Here is a 5,149-nt window from a genome sequence, read left to right as displayed (position 1 = left end):
TCAGCGACAATGAAGCCGCTCGGCAGGTGAACAACGCCAAAACCGAGATCTTTCAATCCATCAATCAAGCCCGGATTCCGGCTGCCTGAAGCTCGCTATCCGCCGCGCTGCTCAGGCTCATGTCTGGGTTGGAAAAGACTGACTTCGCGCGACGAGCCACGGCCGCTGGACCGGGCGGCCAACGCCTAGATTCCCACGGTTAGCCGAGTTGCGTGTCTCGCGTGGCACAATGCGCGCATGAGCAGCGTGCAATCCGGGCCGCGGGTCAACAGTAGCGGCTATACACTCGGCGAGGAGATCGCCAATGCCGTTACCGCCGGTATCGGCACGGCGTTGTCGATCGCCGGCATGGTGGTGCTGGTGGTCTATGCGGCTCTCGAGGGTAATGTCTGGCATGTCGCCGGCGTATCGATTTTCGGCACCTGCCTGATCTTTTCCCACTTGGCGTCGACGCTCTATCACAGCATCGTGCCGCCGCGGGCCAAGACGGTGCTACGGGTGGTCGATCATCTGGCGATTTATGCGCTGATCGCCGGCACCTATACGCCGTTCACGCTGGTGAATCTACGCGGCGTGTGGGGCTGGAGTCTACTGGCTCTGATTTGGGCGCTCGGACTGGCCGGCGTGATCATCAAAACGACAAAGCTACGGCATGTACGCTATCTGTCGACGTCGTTTTACGTGGCCATGGGCTGGACCGTCGTGCTCGTGATCAAACCGCTTCTGGAAAACGTTGCAAGCGGCGGCATTTGGCTATTGCTGGCCGGCGGGCTGGCGTATACCGCCGGCGTGATCTTCTTTGCCTGGAATCGCATTCCCTACAACCACGCCATTTGGCATTTGTTCGTGATCGCCGGCAGCGCCTGTCATTTTTTCGCGGTGCTGTTTTACGTGATTCCGCTGGCCTATCCGGCGGCGACCCCGGGCTGCGCCGTCGGTTTATGAGCATGCCAAGCGCGCAGTCCGTACTCGAATCGGTCTTCGGCTACGGCGCCTTCCGCGGCCAGCAAGCCGACATCATCAGCCACGTCGTCGACGGCGGGGATGCGCTCGTGCTGATGCCGACCGGCGGGGGCAAGTCTCTGTGCTATCAGATTCCCGCGCTGGTACGGCCCGGCGTCGCGGTGGTGGTCTCGCCGTTGATCGCGCTCATGGCCGATCAGGTCGCGGCACTGCGTCAGCTCGGCGTCGCCGCGGCGTATTTGAATTCCACGCTCGACCCCGAGTCGCAAAGCGCGATCGAGCGCGACATCGCCGGCGATGCTCTGGATATCGTGTATATCGCGCCGGAGCGGTTGCTCCAGCCGCGAACGCTGGACCTTCTACAGCGCGCGCCGATCGCCCTGTTCGCCATCGACGAGGCGCACTGCGTATCGCAATGGGGGCACGATTTCCGCCCCGAATATCGCCAGCTCGGGGCGCTGGGCGAACAGTTCCCCGACGTGCCGCGCATGGCGCTGACCGCGACCGCGGACCTGCCGACCCGCGCCGAGATCGTAGAGCGCCTTGCGCTGGAAGATGCCGCGCATTATCTGCACAGCTTCGACCGGCCGAACATCCAATACCGCGTGGCTGAACGCGGCAGCGCCAGGCAACAGCTCGCCGATTTCATCGATCGCGAGCACCCGGGCCAAGCCGGCATCGTCTATTGCCTGTCCCGGCGCAAGGTCGACGACACGGCCGAATGGCTGACCAACGCCGGCTATACCGCGCTGCCTTATCATGCGGGGCTATCGCCGGCGATGCGCGCACAGCACCAGGCGCGGTTTCTGCGAGAAGAGGGCGTGATCATCTGTGCCACAGTCGCTTTCGGCATGGGGATCGACAAGCCCGACGTGCGCTTCGTTGCGCATCTGGATCTGCCGGCCAGCATCGAGGCTTATTATCAGGAAACCGGGCGTGCCGGGCGCGACGGCGAACCGGCCACGGCCTGGATGCTCTACGGCCTGGGCGATACGGTACAGCGGCGGCGCATGATCGAGCAGGGCGCGGCCGCCGAAGAGCGCAAGCGCGTGGAGCGCGCCAAGCTGGACGCCATGCTGGCCTACTGCGAAATCGCGAGCTGCCGACGTATCAATCTGCTCGGCTATTTCGGCGAAACCCGCGAGACCGACTGCGGCAACTGCGACACCTGCCTCAATCCACCGGAAACCTATGACGCGACCCGCTACGCGCGCATGGCATTGTCGGCCGTCTATCGTACCGGGCAACGCTTCGGCACCGGTTACGTCATCGATCACCTGCGCGGCGCGCATTCCGATCGCGCGCGCCGACTCGGCCACGACGCGTTGTCCACCGCCGGCATCGGCGTGGACCTGTCCGCCAAGCAGTGGCGGTCGATCATCCGTCAGCTTATCGCGCTCGGCTATATCCGGGTCGAACACGCTTACGGAGGGCTGCAGCTCACCGAGGGTTGCCGTGAACTCCTGCGCGGCGATCGGAGCCTCGAACTACGAGTCGACCGTAGTGCCAAACGTGCGCGTCGTGCGATCAAGAAAGAACTGCCGCCGATCGAGATCGAGGACGAACCGCTCTGGGAAGCGCTGCGCGCACTGCGGCTCGATTTGGCCCGCGAGCAGGACGTGCCGCCCTACGTGATTTTCCACGACGCCACGTTGCGCGAGATGCTGGCCCGCCGCCCGACAAACATCGCCGAACTGGCCGAAGTGCCGGGTGTGGGCGAAAAGAAACGCGATGCCTACGGCCGAACATTCATCGACAAGATCGCTGAATTTTCAACTTAAACATGTTCATTGCGCGCGGCTTCGGCGGGCGCGCGGGCGGGGCAGCGCGTATAATCGCGCGTCGTCATCGTTGTCGACTACGCAGTCATGATCGCATTCGAGACTATCGAGTCCGCCGCGCTCCAGCGCCTCGGCAGCCAAGCCGAGTTGGAGGCCGCACTGGTGCGTCCAGAGCCGCCCGAAAGCCTTGCCATGATCGGAGACGATCGTTATCTGTCGGTCATGTGTCGACGGATCTTTCGCGCGGGCCTGACGCATCGACTGGTCGACGCGCGCTGGCCGGCCTTCGAAGCCGCCTTCGAGGATTTCGACCTCGCGGCCGTATCAGCGCTTACCGACGACGACCTCAAGCGCCTGGCAGCCGACGAAAGCCTGATCCGCCACCGCAAGAAGATTTTCGCCGTACGCGACAACGCGCAGGCCATGCAGGCGATCGTTGACGCATTCGGCAGCTTCGGATTCTGGCTCGCCGAATGGCCCGAAGATGAAATCGTCGATTTATGGGCCGAACTCAAAAAACGCTTTACACAGCTGGGCGGCAATTCCGGACCGGCGTTTTTGCGCATGGCCGGCAAGGACACGTTTCTGCTTACGGATTGGGTGATCCAGGCCATGGGTGAATGGAACGTATATTCCGGAAAAACGAACTCTCGCGGCGCGCACGCGGATATTCAGGCATTATTCAATACATGGCACACAGAATCCGGCCGGCCATACTGTGAGATCAGCCAGATACTCGCATTTTCGATCGATTGAACAAGACGTAATTGATGGTGACATTTCGAAAACACGCGCAGGCGCTCGCGATCGTCTCGATGATCGCAGCGATGGCGATGCTTGCCGGTTGCGGCTCGGATCAGCCCACGCCCGTGCATATTCGCGGGCAGTTGGCTTTGGCTGGGGGCGGCCGGCTCCCGGACAACGCCAGTGCGCGCATCAGTCTGGTCGGACACGATGTCGCGAGCGGCGACAGCCGCATCGTGGCCGAGCGCACGCTGCACGATGTCGGCAACTTACCAGTGGATTTCAATATCGCGGTTGGTTCCGAATTGCTGGGTACGGGTGGCCAATACGGACTGTCGGCGCAGATCATGGACAAAAACGGCGATGTTCGCTGGGAAACGCCGATAGCCCAGTCCGTGACCCCGCGCGAGCAGAAACAACCGGTGCTGCTCATGCTGCAGGCCGACCGGGCCGGCGCATCCGAAGATTTTCATCATTATCGCTGTGGCGACGACTTCCGCTTCGACATGAGCAACAACAAGGCGCACGCCGTGCTGCATCTGGGCAAGCGACAGATAAGCCTCGCCGCGCAAAAGTCGGGAAACACTCAAACCGCGATCTATACCGACGACCACGGCGATCAGCTCATCTTCGGCCACGACAAGATCACACTCAAAGTCGACGGCACCAGCCACATGAACTGCCGCCGAGTTGCGGATAGCGCCGCGAAAAGCCGGAACAAGAAGCCAAATAATGCCGACAAGAACGGCGCAAGTGCCACGAGAGCCGGTAACGGCATGAGTGAGCCGCCAGCCAACGAAAACTCGGATGGCTCGACGAACGACAGCGGATCATAGACCGATCGGATCGCTGCTAGCAGCGTGGCATTCGCTGCCGTCTGCCGCCAAGCGCAACAGGACGTCGTTGCCTTAAGCCAGCGTTTGTGAACGATTGACCAGTCAACTTTGGTTTCTAAGCCTCGTGACTTTGTGCTCTGGATCGCGTTGGTTGTTTCTGTTCTCTGTCTCAATCCGCCGCTGTTCGGCCCGTACGCTCTCGTTGCTGTGCCTGTGATCCTGTTATTTCGTTTGCCCACCTGGTCGGCGCTGGACCGTAGGTTAGGGCGCATCGGTCCCCGTTGGCTCTTCTACGCCTTTTATCCGGCTCATTTGGTGGTTCTTGGTTCTGTGGCTTTTTTCTATGCATAAAAAAAGCCCGATCAGATCTGATCAGGCTTTATGTGTTTATGAGGGGCGGCTATTTTTTTCTTGGAATCGCCGCGCCGATGATGACCACGCCGAGGGCCAATCGATGACCCAGATTAGCATTTAAGGGCGCTGAATACCCCGATATAGATGATCTCAGTCATTACTGTCCTCATCCTTCCCACGATGATCACTCCAGCGGCGCCGGCAGTGGTCCGCCAATCCCCTGAATCAGGCGAGAACTGCGCGACAATCGCCTGCGTCACGGTCCCCAGCGCGCCCGCCTGGATCAGCGCCACCCCGATCCGGCGGATATCCGCATGGATGGCGCTGTAATCTCGCGACCGATACCAGTCAAATATCTTCATCAGACATTTTCTCCATAAACCGCTCGTGGAACGCCTTACTTGCCTTATCGGCGCGTAGCCATCCGGCCTTTTATATCGGCGGCGTCGCCGATGATCATATTGTGCATAA

The 5,149-nt window shown here is 61.1% G+C and carries 5 protein-coding genes; 4 read left to right on the top strand and 1 reads right to left on the bottom strand.

The window, feature by feature from the left end; all coding sequences use genetic code 11:
• The first annotated feature begins 237 nt into the window (after nt 1–237).
• From trhA to VFJ08_RS06495, 4 genes are all read left to right on the top strand, one after another.
• A complete protein-coding gene (gene trhA / locus VFJ08_RS06510) occupies nt 238–945 on the top strand; it encodes a PAQR family membrane homeostasis protein TrhA (RefSeq protein WP_324996384.1) in 708 nt (235 codons plus the stop codon).
• Entirely contained in the window at nt 942–2,744 is a 1,803-nt protein-coding gene (gene recQ / locus VFJ08_RS06505) for a DNA helicase RecQ (RefSeq protein ID WP_324996383.1), read from the top strand. Before trhA ends, recQ begins: the two co-directional genes overlap by 4 nt.
• An 87-nt stretch (nt 2,745–2,831) precedes the next feature.
• Nucleotides 2,832–3,500, top strand: coding sequence for a DNA-3-methyladenine glycosylase I (locus VFJ08_RS06500; protein ID WP_324996381.1), 669 nt, complete (start codon nt 2,832–2,834; stop codon nt 3,498–3,500).
• 14 nt (nt 3,501–3,514) lie between these two features.
• Complete coding sequence (locus tag VFJ08_RS06495) at nt 3,515–4,324, top strand: YbaY family lipoprotein (protein ID WP_324996379.1); 810 nt, start codon at nt 3,515–3,517, stop codon at nt 4,322–4,324.
• Nucleotides 4,325–4,788: 464 nt separating this feature from the next.
• Here the strand turns inward: VFJ08_RS06495 and VFJ08_RS06490 are convergent.
• Nucleotides 4,789–5,149: hypothetical protein (locus tag VFJ08_RS06490; protein WP_324996377.1), on the bottom strand; the 361-nt coding region annotated here is incomplete at its 5' end.

It is taken from the genome of Salinisphaera sp., assembly GCF_035690525.1.
Classification (GTDB): Bacteria; Pseudomonadota; Gammaproteobacteria; order Nevskiales; family Salinisphaeraceae; genus Salinisphaera.
This window is presented reverse-complemented; position numbering and strand designations above follow the sequence as displayed.